This is a genomic window from Legionella sp. 39-23, assembly GCF_001897665.1.
Taxonomy (GTDB): domain Bacteria; phylum Pseudomonadota; class Gammaproteobacteria; order Legionellales; family Legionellaceae; genus Legionella; species Legionella steelei.
Genome location: NZ_MKTO01000031.1, coordinates 41,712 through 57,199, shown reverse-complemented (window position 1 = coordinate 57,199; position 15,488 = coordinate 41,712). Strand labels below are relative to the sequence as shown.

Here is a 15,488-nt window from a genome sequence, read left to right as displayed (position 1 = left end):
TGATGTAAATTCTATGCTCATATTCAATTAAAAAACTAAGCATTGTTTTTTATTCTGTTCTAATTATAGTTCTTTTGTTTGGCTGATATTCTATGGAGGATTGTGATTAAGCTACAAGACGTAGCCTGGTTGCTTGCAACCAGGATTTGCGACTATTAGATCCCGGCTGCAAGCAGCCAGGCTACGTATTTATTAGGACAGTAATTTAGATGCGGTTGCCTGAGCTTTTTGGCAGTGCCACAAATAATGAGCCAGAATGATTTATCCCATTTGCTTCTATACCCGCTTGATTCCCCTCACCCTTATAGACATCAACGTGGGCTCCTACAATGGCGCCGCCTGCGTCTTGGGCCACACACCACGAAGTAGATTTTTTGCAACTGTAGATAAAACTCATTCCTACAGGAATTACCCGGTGATCTGTTGCGCATGATGCATGTGGTGTTAGCGAAATATTTTCTGAACCATAAGGACCACCATCTTCTTTAGCAAAAAATACATAGCTTTGATCGCGATTACGTAAGTCGGCGGCTTTATTACGATTAAGAGGGTTATCTAGATATTGACGGATTAGCTTTTCTGATGCGCCGCTTAGTTTCACTTCTTTAGACAGGTTACAGCGTAATTTTGCTTCATTATGACATTTAGGATCTTTAGCACAACGTTCCATTGTATCTAAGTTACCACCACAGGTTGGGTCTTGTGCGCATTGGACTATTCGACCAAGCATGGTGCGGGGTCTACCGTTAGCGCCATCGTAATTGATATGAAATTCTTTGCCATCAAGAATTAATGAACCAGAGCCTTGAAGCATTAAAAAAGCGGGATCATTTGGGTCTTTAACATAGCCAATGATATATTTTGGATTTAAAGCCCCCTGATTAATTTCAGCTCGGTCTGGAACCATAGAGTATGTACCATTAGCATTTTTCAGACAAAATCCGCGTGCTATTTTGGTCACCGGATCAATGCCGCACAAAGGTGCTTTCAAATTAAGTCGTTTACTTTCCGCAGCTGCATTGACAACACCTGGGTTACTATAGAGAGGATATAAAAATGCGCCGCCACGCTTGGTACGTGCTTCAACAGCGGCTGGTGCGTAATAGGCAGTAAATTGAAACTCGCCCTTTTTAAATCCTGCATGATTTTCAGGCCAGCCATCGCTTTTATACCAATCAAATTCGCTTTTGATGCTTGATAAATATTTTTGAAAATCGCCATGGGCGGCTTTGGCAAGAGCAAGCATTTTTTGGTTGGTATTTAAGCACCACTCTTGACGCTTGAGCTTACGACCAGCAATAGTTACTGTTTGAAACTCACCACGATTTTTATTGCAGTTTTCAATCTGATTATTTAGTGCCTTAATCACTTCATCCATACTGCCAGCAGGGGTATCTAATGGTAGCTCTGATGCTGAAATTTTATGAAATCTAAAGCGCAACACGCCCGGCTCTTTAGCTGCCATTTTCTGTTTTGAGGTAAAGTCTACAAGCCTTCTAACATCTAAACAGCGCTGAATTGGATCAGCTGGCAGGGCTGCTTGAGTGATGATACTAAAAGTCATTAGTGCAATTATTAATGCTGATTGAAACATTGGTAATCCTTTGACTTAGCTATGGTTGAGCATTTGCCTAACCATTGATTTGAATTTTGTAACAGAGATTATATAGGCTATTTGTTCTGTCATCAAAGGGGATGCGTGTACGAACTCATTTAATGGAGGCTATACTTGTTTATGAAATACAGAATTGAAAAATTAATAGTAAGGTTATGAAGAAATTTCACTTAACAAAAGACAAAACGCCAACTCATACAAATTTAGCTCGTTTTTTAAAAGATGAGGGGTGGAAATCAAGTATGTTTTCTGCGTTGGCGTCAGTCAATGAAGAATGGCTCCAGTTTTCACCGCTGATTTGCGAAACATTAGAGTATAAACATTTACTGGCAGCCTTTTTACAAGCAAATCATCTCGAATATTTGATGCCAGAAACCTTTTATATCGATGATGAGGTTTGGCCTCAAGTTTTAGCCCATATCAGCAACTCACAGTTGGCCAATATGCCTTGGATATTAAAACCATCTATGTTAAATAATGGACAGCATATTCATATATTTCATGACTTAAATGCCATTGAAGCACATTTTCTTTCCCATAAGCGCATGGGAGGTTCCCAAGTTTTGCAACGTTATATTGTTAAGCCACAACTTATTCAGGGGCCTGAGTTGGGTCATAAATTTTCTATTCGAGTATTGTTGGTGCTCTCTACTCATGCAGGTACAGCACTTTTCCCCAGTGGCTATTTGAATATTGCCTTAAAACCATATCAAGAAGATAACTTTAGCCAACTGGAAGCACATCTTACTAATGAACATCTAAGTGATGAACGACTTAATGTAGTTCAACGCTTAAGTGATGAAATAGCAATTTTCCAACCCTATAAGATGCGTATTATTTCTATCTGCCAAAGTGTAGTAAAGACTTTGAAAAGTCAATTCGCCACGATTTGGCAAGATAGCCAGCCACGCATTGCATGTTTTGGCTTTGATTTTATGGTAGAAGCAGAGGGTAATAAGCTTTGGTTACTGGAAGCAAATCATGGGCCTTGTTTTCCTGTTGAAGATTCACATCCTTTATTTAATGTTTTGTATCGTCCTTTTTGGCAGCAATTAATCAAACACTTTATTCATGGGGAAGCATCAGAGTTTATTGCTTTGGATTAAGGAAATCTTACTTTTTAACGTACTCTAATTTTCAATGAGGTAAATTGCAGTATTTAAGTTATATCTCCACTTTTATACCCAAGCGTTTTAATCATCAATTAATCATATATTGTAATCTAAATTTCTCTTACTCAAACAAAGCTCAGGATTCTTCAGGGAACATATCCGATCTAATTGTTTGTTTTTCGAGAAAATAAAATATAAAAGCACCATTTTGTATTTTATATGATAAAATTTTCCTATTTTATTCACTGATCACCTTTTTTTTTTGAGGTATTTTCTTGAGGAAGTAACTATGCGTTTTTTGCAGTTTGCTCTCTATATTATGTTAGTAAGTGTATTGATTGTGACCAAAGTTAATGCAACCGAAGTACATATTCTACAAGCCAATTTATTTTCTTGGTCTACTATGGATAAGAAAAAGAATCCGCCGCCAATTGTGCGCATGACCGCCTATATTAACGAACATAATTTTGATTTTATTGCGACTCAAGAAAATGATTACTCCTTGATGGACAGTGTTTATAAGCTCAATCAAAAATATAAAATGGCTGGAACAAGAGAAGATGCGTCTATTTTTTATGACAGCTCTCGCTGGGCTATGGTAGAGAACAGCCAAAAAATGATACCAATGACTGCTGATGGGGGCGGCAAACGAGTTGCGGTATTTTCTCAATTTAAGAATTTAAAAAGTGGGGATATTATCGCGCTTGGAACTACCCATCTTTGCATTGCATGGGGTGGACATGCTGATTGTGTCGGAGGGCAAGTTGCTGCTCATAACAATGATGTACGCACAATGAGTGAGTTTCTCGAAGAGTACTCTGCACGCGCAAACATTCCAACGTTTGTTACTGGTGATTTTAATAATATTCAAGATAACTTAAATCAAGCTCAAATCATGGAGTCGACTTTTGTTAATTATGGTTTGGCCGCTGTGAAGTCTAATGGAACGTTCATAGGACCAACTTTTGGAAATGCGGTAATTGATTTTGTTTATTATCGCCATGCAACATTAAAAAATGCATTACTTTATACACAAGCCCAGGGGAATCCTTCTGATCACGCAGCAATTGATACGGTATTTCAAATTGACGTTGTCAAATAACACGAAAATTTGCGATTTGACGTCTATTTTTTAATCAAGTTGCTTGCGTGGAAAGAGGATTTTCAGCGCTATCAGAATGGAAATTCGATCAAAATCCCCTCACCACTTGGGGAAGAGGTCTAGGGCGAGGGGGATGTTCCATTTTTATACTTAAAAGCCTAATGTTCCGGCTAATGCTTTCCCTGAATGCTCTTGATATCAAGTAGTTAATGGGATAAATTGGTTTAGTTCTTTTTATATTCTAGGTTAAGAGACAGTGGCTAAGAATAGTTTTCAAGATAAAATTATTGCTTTTCTGCTGTTTTTTACAGTAGTTGTGACCCTTGCCTTAAGTTTAGTTCCTCCATTTGCGCAGGCTTTGAGCTATCATGATTTTGCTGATCAACGCACCCTATTTTACATGAGTAATTTTTCTGATGTGATGTCCAATCTAGCTTTTATTTTTGTGGGTTATTTAGGCCTCAAAGCCATTTACTGGCTTTCTAAAACGCCAGGCGAACTCACAGCAGAAGCAAAGTGGGCTTATTTACTTGGGTTTGTTGGCACCATCTTAACTGGATTAGGTTCGGCTTATTACCATTTACATCCAAATAACGCCACGTTGTTTTGGGATCGAATTCCGATGGGAATTCTTTTAATGTCATTTTTCGCTGCAATTTTTATAGAACAAGTCCATCGCTCAATTGGCTTTTACTTATTAGTACCATTTATTGTGATAGCAGCACTTTGTACCTTACAGTGGGAGCTTAGCGAGCGCTGGGGACACGGAGATATGCGTTTGTATCTTTGGTCACAGGGTTATCCTTTGATCATGATCTTATTCATTTTATTATTTTTCCCCTCACCATATAGGCGCAATTATTCCCTTACAATTTGTTTCATTTTATTTGGTTTAGCCAAACTCATGGAAGGCTTAGATAAAATAATTTATCACGCAACCGATCAAATAATAAGCGGCCATACTTTGAAGCATCTGCTGGCTGCTGCAGCTGTTTATGCCCTTGTGTATTATATAAAGTCTCGCCAATTAAAGACGTTTACCCCCACGCCTAATTGCTAACAAGATAATTCTATGGTTGAACGTTGGTTCTTCAAGTTTTGATCTATACTTTTTAAACTCTCACATACACTCATATGTTTTATTATAAAACTTACGCGTGATCATTATCTTGATGATCACGCGTACCAGTTACTGACATCATGATTGACGTCTTGCTACTTTAAAATGTACGGGCACAGCGCACACTATGCGAGGTTGATTTGCTATTGATTCCCTGAGCTCCATTAGCAAAATCCAGAAACCATGCATTGTTCGTAGGATTGGCGCTGGACTCGGTAGAACTCCAATACTGGCCAGATATTCCGGAAGTAAATCCTAAACTAAACAAGTTAAAAATACTTGAGGTATTAGCAGGACAACCTGCGCTTCCAGAAGTTCCCAGTTCACAAATGGAAGGTAAATACCAAGTACCCTGAGGCAATAGTTCAAAAAAACAATTGCCCGCGGCAATAGCCATTGGGTCAAAACTGGTTATTTCCGATGTATTGCAAAATCCATCAGTAGCCCCATTACACGCGTCAGGAGGGTTTGTAGAGGTTTCAGTAATTCCAGGTACGTTGGTATTGCCAATACTCCAAGAGATGGGTGGGAAATCAGTATCTGATATGACGTGGGCAGTACCATTTACTACAGAAAATACTAAATAATTACTGATAGAAAAAGCTAAGGCAATTGACGGGGGAGACACCACATTATCGCCAGTAACAGATATGCCTCCCTGAGGTGCGAACGAAGTAGGGGTTGTTGAGGCAATGGTTATAACGCATGAGCCGTTTCCTGGAATAGTAGGACATGTGGTACTGGTGACCCCAGCTGCTATCCAGGAGGCAGGTAAATTAACCCTGACATTAGTCGCTGGGATACTGGTAGTGTTAGCCACAGTAATGTCAGTACCAACCGAATCATTCGTGGGAATAATTGCGTTAGTTGGTGCACTGATGGTCGTTTGACTGATGCATTGTACAGCGTTCATATCAAAGAAGGCAGAGGTTGTATTCGTTCCTTTGACCATGACATTGGCAATGGAAAAAGCAACTGAGGTGTTGGTAAAGAACGAAATGGTGCAACTTTGACCGGGTAACAAAGAGGCCGGACAGTTATTGTTTTGCACGACATAAAGAGAAAAAAAGCCACTTGTCGAAGACGCTTGAATATTATTTGCAGAAATTCTGGAGTTATTTGTAATGATAACAGCGCCTGGATTTGGGATACATTGCGGTTGACTCACTTGAACCACGCAATTTTGCAATGGCTTGGAGCAACTGACTCCATTTTTACCGGTACTAATGGTTAAGCGTGCTTTTTCTCCTGTTTTTGAGGATTCAGCTGCCCACAGCGATTGAACAGGAATAATAAAAAAAAGAAAAAAGTATAATGGTAGTTGCTTGACGCGGCACATAAAATTCATCCCTTTAATTAAACTGAGCGCATAGTTATGCAACCATATTACAGACCTTATCTTTTTTGCAAGAGTTTATTGAGATCTATCAGAAGTTTTCTAAGCTAGCTCAAGCTGCTCCTAGAAATAAATATTTTGATAGAAATTTGGACGCATCAAAAATCGAGTTTGCTATGCGATATTATTTTTATCAAACAGCAATTCTAAATCGTAAATTAATTACTGGAACCCATTAGAGAGGTTGCCTGATGAGTTCGATTTTTTGTAGGAAGAACTTTGTAGTATCAAAATTTTGTCTACATTTTAAATAATTAATACCTTTGTCCCAGGATGGGTTTTTACCCACTTGGCTACATACTCGATATGATTATTTTTACCCACAGCAATGCATCCCCGCGTTGAGTAGGGTAAGTTGCTTAACCAACTCAACCAACCAGATCCAGATGATTGCGTTGGCCCATGGATCCCTACATCTCTACCTGTATATCCTGCAGCAGCTTGCTTTGTAGTCGGATAGAGAATTGGAATAAAGACTTTAAATTGATTGGATTTTCTTGGATGAGCTAACCCATATAAACCAATTGGCGTTTTATTATCCCCCGCCTTTTTTTTGCCGACGCCTTTGTAACCGAGCGCTACTTTAAAAGTCTTAACTACAGTGCCCTGTTTGCAGATATTTAAAATGTGCTTTGTAGTGTGTACATTGATTCCATTGGATAAAGGGCACGTCGCAGTACCTGCAAACAAAGCAATAGGAAAAAAAATAGAGATCATTAAGAGAACTGCTTTTATTTTCATATAAGTAGACAAATATTATCGAAGTTGGTTGATAATTATTCCATAGTATTATCTTTATGCATAGGGGGAGCTGGTTAATTCGTTCACCAACAGTCAGAGCAAGGAAGCCTAATTGGAGTTAACTCTTTGATTTTAAATAATACTATTGAACAATCTCATTTTATATTTATCAATACTTCAGTTCTCATCTAATAAATCAATCCTTTATTTATAGCAATTAGCCGCTATCTGTTCTCCTTTTGTAGGGGGCCGTCCCGAACCGTCCCCGATGATGGAGCAATCAACAAAAATAATTTACACCATTTAAATTTAAGTAAAGAGCAGAATAAGATCTTTCAACAGGAGTCAATACAGACTTTAGTTGTGCAAAGAGTTTTATAGGCTGTGATAATTTAATGCAGTTGGTTTTCATTAGGGATATTAAGCTGAAATGGAAAGAAATTTCTTCCTAGGACTCAAATTAAAATTAATTAGAAAGAGAGCACCATGGCTCTCTGCTATTTACAATCACTCGCTTTAATTACAACATCTGTGATGGTCGCGCCATGATTGTCATTGACGTGATAGACATAAGTTATTCCTGCATCGAGAGCGGCCCTAATTTCTTTTTTATTACACGCACCATTGATCATAAATTTTTTCCACTCGTCAGAAAACAGGTTGCTTTTTATCTCTGATTTATCATGGGGAGATGTAATGGTGTAAGTCAGGGTGTTATTGTTCTTATCAAACGTCATTTTTGTCAAAATGGTTTCTTTGTTTATGTGTTTGGGTAGTTGGGTATTTAATAGATTTGTTTCCAACTGCAGTTTATAGGGGAGATCATTACGATGGTTAAAAACAATGATATTGGAAATAATCATTTTTATCAGAAGAGCTAGTCCTAAAATAACGCTGATTTTGGCTAAGATAGGCCAGACTTTATTTTTAGTGTAGTGATTACTACTCTTCCAAATGGCGAAGAAAATAAAAGGATAATAGTAATAAGGAAAGAATATAACTACATACACTATCCATTTTATATACGGTGTCGTTGAGATTTTTAGTAGGTTATCCATGATTATTCCTACTAAGATGAAATATAATATTGCGGGAAGGACGCCAAATACCCAATAGGTCATAGATAAACTAACTTTTCCTTTTAGCAGTTTCATGTCGTTTTTCTTATTTGAGTACAAGCTATTGTAAATAATAGTACCGATTATTTTTTACTTCAAGAAACCATCGGTATGGGGACGGTCCGGTCCCTCAAGCTCATTTGGCATCAATGTGATGAATTTGTATCCTGCTTTAATTGCCATACAGACAATTGCGCTATAGAGTATTGAAACTTGCGTTCACTTTCGCGAATGACAAAAGGGATGTCGTTTGTTGCAATTAAGTGGAGTCGAGGTTCAAGTATAGATTTTAAGCCCTCTAAGGTTTTTTGCGACTCTCCATTCACTTTAATTCCACCTAGCCAGTTGTTTTTATCTGTGTACTCTTCTTGCCAAGTATAAGTCGATGTTAAGGCCAAAATACCTTGGGGATTTAGACGTTCACTTATGGTTTTTAAGAACAAGGCGGGGTTGTAAAGCTTGTCTATTAAATTAGCACAAAATATTAAATTATAATCTTTAAAAATAGGCTTTAGATTACCAGCATCTCCTTGAATAAAATTAATTTTATCAATTAAATCATGATAATCCAGGTCAAATAATTTAAATTCTTTATAATCGACTAAATCACCTTCAGAAGTTATGGTATATCGAATAATACCTTCTTCTTTTAAACGCAATGCTTGTTGGATAAAACGAGTTGAAAAATCAATTGCATCAACATGTTCAAAGTATTTAGCCAATTCAAAACTAAAACGACCCACCGAACAACTTAAATCTAATGCCTTGTAAGAGGGAATTTTAACAAAAAATTCTTTACATTGGTTAATACAAGCCACTGGAAAATTAGGAACGCCAAAGTATTCATTTCCATAATGGAATTCCAATTGTTGGGATATTAATGGGTCAGCCTCATAAGCATTTATTTTTTCTATTGGTAGTAAAGGGGACTCGCTTTGTATATAACGAAAACCCGCATGTTGAAAAAAATGGCGCCTAAATGCGTATCGTGCTTTTTTTGTGGCGAGATTACCTGTTGAAATCCAAGAACCACCTTTTATTAAATTATGTTGTCCATCAAAAGTTGGGGTGGAAAAATCATCATAAAGCTTATGAACTTTAAAGCCAGGAAAAGCATCTATTGCGGTTTCTGTCCATTGCCATACATTACCGATAACATCATAAAAACATTTATTTTTAAATTTATCTACTGGGCATGATGACGCATAGTATTCTAAATTGAGATTTCCAGGAGCCTCTTGCCAATCAATAACATCATCGGCAATTTGGCTTCGTAGAAAAGTCCATTCTGCTTCTGTGGGTAAGCGGATGTATTTATTTTCTGTAAACGATTTCCAATTACAAAAAGCTTTTGCCTCATGATAATTGACTTCAACGGGCCAATTAAGAGGTAGCGGTATTTCCTCAAGCATATTTCTTTGCCAAAATTGACTGTTTTTAAATTGCCAAAATCGAGGCATTTTTGCATTAGTATAATTGAGCCATTTTTTACCCTCAGATGTCCACCACTCTGAGTTTTCATAGCCTCCAGCCTCAATAAATGATAAAAACTCTTGGTTAGATACTAAGAATTTCGAGGCATAAAAATCATTGACCAAAATGTTTTTACTACCGAACTCATTGTCCCAACCAAAAATTTTATGTTCATCGCCACGTCCTAATGTCAGACTTTCACCAGTCACCGCGATTAATTCATTGAAGGGAGCTTCAGCAACTTCACTACAGGCTCGCCATTTTTTTGATTTGCGCAGGTAGCTTAATGGAACCATTCTTAAAATCACCGAAGATGTTTCAAGGTGAATCCGTTCATGCTCAATACCCATTAAAATGACCCAAGCTAGAGAGTCTTGATTTATAGTTGTATTAAGCGGTATTGTGTCAATTAACTGTTCAATTAATATTTTTACTTGCTTACGGTAATCAGCAACTTCCTTAACTTTAGGCCAATTGTAGTGAGTTGCATTCAAATCATCCCAAGACATTTCATCTACACCAATGGCAAACATTGATTCGAAATGCTCATTAATTCTTTTGTCGATATAGTGGCCAAGAATCAATTTATTGATAAAAAAAGTTGCTGTATGGCCATAATAAAATATCAAAGGGTGTCTTAATGGTTCGGCGCGCAAATAATAAGCTTCATCGTTTGCAATACAAGCAAATAAGCTTTCATAAATTTCAAAACTGTTTCTAAAATACTCTTTCAGCCCATCCAGTTTTTTAGGGGTCAATAGATCATCTAGTAAAGGAGTTTTGGTACTTTTCATTTTGCTCGCTTCCATTCGCAATTACCTATTTATCATAAATAAGATTAGCATATTCCACGCCAGATTATTTTAATCTTGATCTCGATCCGTCCTGTTTCTATAGGCGTTTGATAAATAAATTAATTTAATCTATTCTTAAATTTATCTTACCCTTATTAAATGGCAATAAATAATGGAGGCTTGCGAACTATCCATTGGGTTAGAATTAGAAGCTAATGTGATTGATATCGACACAGGCAAGGCTATTCTCAATTTTAATAATGGAGAATTTCAAAAACTTTCTTCGTATTTGTTTTCTCAGGGATATCCTGCTCTTCAAACTGAGTTTGATGCCGCTACAATAGAACTATCTACTTTACCTTGTCACGATTTGGATTTGGCATTTAAAAATCTTTCGGAAAATTTGAGTTCTACCAATAATTTTTTATATCAACAAGGACGTTTGTTGCTTTTATTAGGCTTGCATCCAGGAAGAGGTCGTGATGAATTAATTATGACTGACAGCCCATATTGTCGGGCTTCTTTACCCTTAATGGCCGAGCAGGGTGGACCGTTGTTTTATTGCAGTTTTCAAATAAATCTTGGAGTGGATGTCCGTGATATAGACTATTTGATTCCATTATGTCATTGGTTGCAGGTTTACATGTGGCCTTGTTCGGTAATTACACAATCCTCACCTATTTTTGCAAGTAGAAACACCAATTATAAATCATTTAGAGTCCGTCTTAATGACGCTATTAGTGGGAGTCGTACTGGTCCTTTATCTTTAGATCTTTATGATTTAAGTGAATTTAAATACTATTGTCACAATTTACCTGATGAGGCAAATGCCTTACGAAAATATAATGTATGGTACGATATCTTCCCAAAATTGATTGACGAGAAAAATCCATCAGCAGGGTATCGTATTGAAATAAGACTTGCTGATACAACCGAGCTTGCAAAATTATACGCATTTACCCAGGCAATGGTCCTAACCTTTATGAGTGTTTTACATAAACTCAAAGCAAAGGAACCATTAGTATTACCAAAACATCGATGGTTTATGCTTAATCGTGATAGCGTATTAAAAAAGGGGAGGGATGCCAGAATAACTTATAATGGAAAAGAGTTTTATTCTGTACCTGATTATCTTAACACCATTTGGCGGCCGCTCGTTACAAACTATGCCAAGCATTTTAACATCGATATGAATCATCTGATCACCCAGCTTACTGGAGATTCACGCTCTAATGAAATGTTGAAACAATTTGAAACTATGACAACAGATCACATCGCGCTTAATTATGCTTATTATGATTATGGGGACCGTCCGGGACGGGACCCCTGCAGAAAATGATCAACTATTTCTGTAGTTATTAATGCCAACCTGTTTCTTTTTATAGAGGTCCGTCCCGGGCCGTCTCCTAGATATCAACTATAATTTTAAATAGTGTCTTCATTGGGAGAGATGTGATGAATGTTAGAAAAGAAATATTTACCATACTTTCCATGGCCTTAGTATCTACCGGCACTTTTTCATCCGGCACTATATCTGTTGTCAATATGAATGTTTCCGGTCATTTGACTGAGTATAGTCATACGAAAGAGGCATATGAAAAATTATTCATGGATCTAAATAAAGGAAATATTGACTTTGTTGGAACAGAAGAAATGCTGCATGGAATTAACGAAGATTTTATCACCGCCTTAGAAGCGACTAGTTCTGCATCAAATGGTTTTGTAGATTTTCGCCCTATCGGTAGAGAACGAGGCGGCATATCTGGGCAAAGCCCCGATGAAATGGTATCAATATTTTACAATGCTAGCCGTTGGACACTTAAAGAGTATAACAAGCTAGAGGATAATCCTGTATTAAAGAACAATTGTAATGAATACACACTAAATATAGATGGAAAGACCACACAACCGTGCAAATTAGCTTTTGAGAAAGCATTTGATCCTAATAAAACTACGCGTTATCAATATACATTCCCTCTAAATTATGTTGACGATAATCATCGTAGTAGTTACTTCCCCGGTGATACAAAAAATGAATGGGGGCCATGGAATAGATTAGCGACCTTTGGTGTCTTCACCAGCACGCAGGCGAGTGGCATATCTCCCCAGACTACCGTGATAGTCATAGCTGCTCATTTTCCAAAAGGAAAAGAAGGTCAAGTTATCTATAAAAAAGTTGCATTTGAATCCATATACGACCATATAGTTAAACCATTAACTGCTGCTTATCCGGGTGCCGCGGTAATTTTTATGGGGGATTTAAATTACAATCCAAATCGAGATAAAAATTATTTTAACCTATTAGATTACATCAAAGGAAAATCTCTTTTTAAAGAGCCGTCCATTTGTGGTAATGACGATGATGTTATATGGACAATCGCCACTAATAACTTGACACAATCTCAGTGCCTTCAATATCCACAAGCCGAGAGTTTTAACACAACGGATCATGTAGTGACGCAATCAATATATAATTGGTGAGGTTTCGTGTAGATCCTGGAGCCTCTAGATTTTTTATCTAGAGGCTCCAGGATTTTTATTGAAAATACATCTTTTTTAATATCTGGCTAAATTCATCAGAAAGTTAGCAAAGCATCTCTTAATTCCGAGAAATTCGCCTCGCATCATAGGTCAATAATTTGAAATAATCATAGGACATATAAAAATTACCTTTATCCCCCATTTTACTACCCCATGAATTTCGCAAAGTTAATAAACCTTTATGCTTATTCCCCAGATTATCAATAGCAACGGCATTATCATTATAACCAGTAATAATCATTGCATGTGCTGCGTCTGCATTTTGTACGCTGTATAAGATATCCTTGGTCAATACCCAAGTATCTTTTGAGGTTTGATAGTTCCCAACAGCTCCAACAACACCAAGATCTATGCGTGGGAGTAAGACAGTAAAGACTACTCTATCTCCTGTATTCAGGGCTGTTTTAACTTCATCCAAGGTCCATGAAGAACTTATTCTCCAATAAATATTGGACCAATTCACGAGCTTGCCGAAAACTTTCTCACTCATTGGGTAATATTGTTCGGGATCTATAAACGAATTAGGATCATGCTTAGAGTATGTAGGATATTGATTGAAACCACCGCAACCAATAGATCTTTGCTTTTCCGTATTTACTACCCCATATTGTTCAATCTGGTTAATTACAGAAATAGCATAGTTCCCATCCCAACCACTCAGCCCATATCCATGTTTTTCTAAATAACTGCCTAATTGGAGATGACAAAGCTGGCTAATATAATCTCCTTTACCTATGGCAGCATTAAGGGCACCAGTAATTGCAAATGTGATGCAGGTTCCATGTATGCCTTGATCGAGCACGGGTACATTATTCATATCCAGTTGTACTTGTTCTGCTTTTTCAGATGTTACAATTGCATAGGGAAATTGATGAATGGGATTTTTAGTTTCTTTTGCACGACTTGCCAAAAGCTCTTTAGCTTCATCAGAAAGCGTCACATGAAGCAATTGGATTATTTTTGTATCATTTTTATTATTAGCATCGCTCTGCATTAAAGAAAAAGAGCTATCTGGTTGCCCTATGAAATGCGGTATTGAACCAATAACAGCAACATCCTTAGCACTAGCTCCGTTACCTATCAATAACGTGAAAACAAATAAGTGCAATAATGGAGCTACAATTTTTTTTAGTTTCATAATTGTTAATATTAAAAAATAAGTGTTGCAATACTATCGTATAATAAGATGGAGACCCAGAAATTTAGCGTAATCTCACCTCATTTTTTATACTCGAGTGTTATGTTATTGTTTTAATGATAGGGGCCGTCCCGGAGCATTCCCCAGGGGATTACTATGAAAAAGATACGTATTCTTTTTTTTACATTGGGATTCATTTCTTTGGGATTAAATGCCGACCCCGTGCCTATCCCTGAGTTTTGCCTAAAAAATGTTGCTAACTTTGATTACGAATTACAGCAGAATGACTCTACTTCACGCACTATAAAAGGTTGGGGACCTACAAGAGCCCATTTGCAATTAAGTCCTGATAATATCAATTGTTTAAAGACCGCAGGATTAGATTGGCAAAGGCAGCGTATTCTTGCAGCTGCTGATTTTTGGATTAAAAAAAAATTAAATTACTGTCATCATTATCTTCCTAATTACGAAACTCCTATAGATAGAAGAGATGCTCAATCTAACCAGGGTGGATATTGTAGTGCAGCATTAAGTATTAAGCCCAATTCTGTTTATTATCAACAGCCAGCTCGTTGGAATTACAGTGGTAAAGGCACTGAAACGCTTGAAAACTGGGTTAACCATTCAATGTGGCATGGTATGGACTGTAGTAATTACACTACTTTTTTATATAATTTTGCTTTTGGATCATTATTTAGCAGCCAAGTTAACGCACAAGCTGGACAGGGATGCCATCAAGAGTATTTATCACCAAATCAACAAAAAAGGGGAATGGTATTAAATAGTTTACAAGCAGCAGGCCAATTAGTTTGTAGAGATAACTCGCTTGAAGTGAACCATTCTTGTAAAGATCACGGTGGTTACCTGTCTGTATTTGATAATAACGGAATGAAACATCCCGGTAGTATTACTAGCGCCGATTTGGCAGCATTACCCTTACAACCAGGTGATTTATTATTTATTGCTGCTTCACGTAAAGGCTCTCCAAAGCCCTTGTCTGTAACTCATGTTGTGATGTGGACTGGAAAGAAAGTAGGTTATGGTCCTAATGATATCCCCCCGGAACAAATTGCCCCTAACAGTTTATGTTCTAAAAGTTGGACACCACAGACTGGAGATTGGGTAATTACAGATAGTCATTATCAAGGACCAGATTATCGAATAATTACTCCATGTTTTTATTTAAATAATTTATGGGGAGTACGACGAATTATCCGCTGATTAAATATACTCAAGAAATGAGACTCATTATATCAATGGTAGAAAAATATGAGGTAGGGGTTGTTTGAGCTGCAAATGTGGTCTTCGGTGTTCATTTTTTTTATAAGTTCTAGTTTG

Annotated in this window: 12 protein-coding genes; 6 read left to right on the top strand and 6 right to left on the bottom strand. The window is 37.2% G+C overall.

The window, feature by feature from the left end; genetic code table 11:
• Positions 1-205: 205 nt before the first annotated feature.
• Positions 206-1,594, bottom strand: coding sequence for an MltA domain-containing protein (locus BGO44_RS11700; RefSeq protein ID WP_058511019.1), 1,389 nt, complete (start codon positions 1,592-1,594; stop codon positions 206-208).
• Between the two features lie 176 nt (positions 1,595-1,770).
• Between BGO44_RS11700 and BGO44_RS11695 the strand changes: the two genes are divergently transcribed.
• From BGO44_RS11695 to BGO44_RS11685, 3 genes are all read left to right on the top strand, one after another.
• On the top strand, positions 1,771-2,721 hold the full coding sequence (locus BGO44_RS11695; protein WP_273200453.1) for an ATP-grasp domain-containing protein: 951 nt from the start codon (positions 1,771-1,773) through the stop codon (positions 2,719-2,721).
• Positions 2,722-3,016: 295 nt separating this feature from the next.
• Entirely contained in the window at positions 3,017-3,829 is an 813-nt protein-coding gene (locus BGO44_RS11690; protein WP_273200455.1) for an endonuclease/exonuclease/phosphatase family protein, read from the top strand.
• 256 nt (positions 3,830-4,085) lie between these two features.
• A complete protein-coding gene (locus tag BGO44_RS11685) occupies positions 4,086-4,889 on the top strand; it encodes a ceramidase domain-containing protein (protein ID WP_058511016.1) in 804 nt (267 codons plus the stop codon).
• Between the two features lie 160 nt (positions 4,890-5,049).
• Here BGO44_RS11685 and BGO44_RS11680 read toward each other — a convergent pair whose 3' ends face one another.
• The 4 genes from BGO44_RS11680 to ovoA all read right to left on the bottom strand — a co-directional run bounded on the left by BGO44_RS11680 (position 5,050) and on the right by ovoA (position 10,471).
• Positions 5,050-6,288 (bottom strand): Lcl C-terminal domain-containing protein, encoded by a 1,239-nt coding sequence (locus tag BGO44_RS11680; RefSeq protein ID WP_058511015.1) that lies wholly within the window; start codon positions 6,286-6,288, stop codon positions 5,050-5,052.
• A gap of 303 nt (positions 6,289-6,591) precedes the next feature.
• On the bottom strand, positions 6,592-7,086 hold the full coding sequence (locus tag BGO44_RS11675) for a L,D-transpeptidase family protein (protein WP_058511014.1): 495 nt from the start codon (positions 7,084-7,086) through the stop codon (positions 6,592-6,594).
• A gap of 497 nt (positions 7,087-7,583) precedes the next feature.
• A complete protein-coding gene (gspS2, locus tag BGO44_RS11670) occupies positions 7,584-8,144 on the bottom strand; it encodes a type II secretion system pilot lipoprotein GspS-beta (protein WP_193393404.1) in 561 nt (186 codons plus the stop codon).
• 206 nt (positions 8,145-8,350) lie between these two features.
• Entirely contained in the window at positions 8,351-10,471 is a 2,121-nt protein-coding gene (ovoA, locus tag BGO44_RS11665) for a 5-histidylcysteine sulfoxide synthase (protein ID WP_273200460.1), read from the bottom strand.
• A gap of 172 nt (positions 10,472-10,643) precedes the next feature.
• Here ovoA and BGO44_RS11660 point away from each other — a divergent pair, with 172 nt between their 5' ends.
• Together BGO44_RS11660 and BGO44_RS11655 are read left to right on the top strand one after the other, a co-directional pair.
• Entirely contained in the window at positions 10,644-11,810 is a 1,167-nt protein-coding gene (locus BGO44_RS11660) for a glutamate-cysteine ligase family protein (protein ID WP_273200463.1), read from the top strand.
• A gap of 116 nt (positions 11,811-11,926) precedes the next feature.
• Positions 11,927-12,952 (top strand): exonuclease/endonuclease/phosphatase family protein, encoded by a 1,026-nt coding sequence (locus BGO44_RS11655; RefSeq protein WP_273200465.1) that lies wholly within the window; start codon positions 11,927-11,929, stop codon positions 12,950-12,952.
• Positions 12,953-13,070: 118 nt separating this feature from the next.
• Here the strand turns inward: BGO44_RS11655 and BGO44_RS11650 are convergent, their stop codons facing one another.
• Positions 13,071-14,150 carry a C1 family peptidase gene (locus BGO44_RS11650; RefSeq protein ID WP_273200467.1) on the bottom strand — a complete coding sequence of 360 codons (1,080 nt, stop codon included), beginning with the start codon at positions 14,148-14,150 and terminating at the stop codon, positions 13,071-13,073.
• 156 nt (positions 14,151-14,306) lie between these two features.
• Between BGO44_RS11650 and BGO44_RS11645 the strand changes: the two genes are divergently transcribed.
• Positions 14,307-15,371, top strand: coding sequence for a hypothetical protein (locus tag BGO44_RS11645; RefSeq protein ID WP_058511008.1), 1,065 nt, complete (start codon positions 14,307-14,309; stop codon positions 15,369-15,371).
• The last annotated feature ends 117 nt before the right edge of the window (positions 15,372-15,488 follow it).

Bases quoted from the DNA above. Each gene is read 5' to 3' on its own strand.
- gspS2 (WP_193393404.1), bottom strand. From the start codon at position 8,144: ATGGATAACCTACTAAAAATCTCAACGACACCGTATATAAAATGGATA.
- BGO44_RS11700 (WP_058511019.1), bottom strand. From the start codon at position 1,594: ATGTTTCAATCAGCATTAATAATTGCACTAATGACTTTTAGTATCATC.
- BGO44_RS11680 (WP_058511015.1), bottom strand. From the start codon at position 6,288: ATGTGCCGCGTCAAGCAACTACCATTATACTTTTTTCTTTTTTTTATT.
- BGO44_RS11660 (WP_273200463.1), top strand. From the start codon at position 10,644: ATGGAGGCTTGCGAACTATCCATTGGGTTAGAATTAGAAGCTAATGTG.
- BGO44_RS11650 (WP_273200467.1), bottom strand. From the start codon at position 14,150: ATGAAACTAAAAAAAATTGTAGCTCCATTATTGCACTTATTTGTTTTC.
- BGO44_RS11675 (WP_058511014.1), bottom strand. From the start codon at position 7,086: ATGAAAATAAAAGCAGTTCTCTTAATGATCTCTATTTTTTTTCCTATT.
- BGO44_RS11695 (WP_273200453.1), top strand. From the start codon at position 1,771: ATGAAGAAATTTCACTTAACAAAAGACAAAACGCCAACTCATACAAAT.
- BGO44_RS11690 (WP_273200455.1), top strand. From the start codon at position 3,017: ATGCGTTTTTTGCAGTTTGCTCTCTATATTATGTTAGTAAGTGTATTG.
- BGO44_RS11645 (WP_058511008.1), top strand. From the start codon at position 14,307: ATGAAAAAGATACGTATTCTTTTTTTTACATTGGGATTCATTTCTTTG.
- BGO44_RS11655 (WP_273200465.1), top strand. From the start codon at position 11,927: ATGAATGTTAGAAAAGAAATATTTACCATACTTTCCATGGCCTTAGTA.
- ovoA (WP_273200460.1), bottom strand. From the start codon at position 10,471: ATGAAAAGTACCAAAACTCCTTTACTAGATGATCTATTGACCCCTAAA.